This is a genomic window from Paenibacillus montaniterrae (assembly GCF_018403185.1).
GTDB lineage: Bacteria > Bacillota > Bacilli > Paenibacillales > Paenibacillaceae > Pristimantibacillus > Pristimantibacillus montaniterrae.
The window spans coordinates 1-255 of sequence record NZ_BOSE01000060.1; the positions used below are offsets into that span (position 1 = coordinate 1).

At 51.4% G+C, this 255-nt stretch carries 1 rRNA gene; it reads right to left on the reverse strand.

From position 1 onward, the window contains the following. Nucleotides 1–255, reverse strand: a 23S ribosomal RNA gene (locus KJS52_RS27155); the annotation flags it as partial.

Below are 255 nucleotides of genomic sequence, written 5' to 3' on the forward strand. Positions count from 1 at the left end.
ACAACCCCAGAGAGCAAGCTCTCTGGTTTGGGCTAATCCGCGTTCGCTCGCCGCTACTGACGGAATCACTTTTGTTTTCTCTTCCTCAGGGTACTTAGATGTTTCAGTTCCCCTGGTATGCCTCACGTTAGCCTATGGATTCAGCTAACAGTAACTGTCTATTACAACAGCTGGGTTTCCCCATTCGGAAATCCCCGGATCGACGCTTGCTTACAGCTCCCCGAGGCAGTATCGTTGTTCGCCACGTCCTTCTTC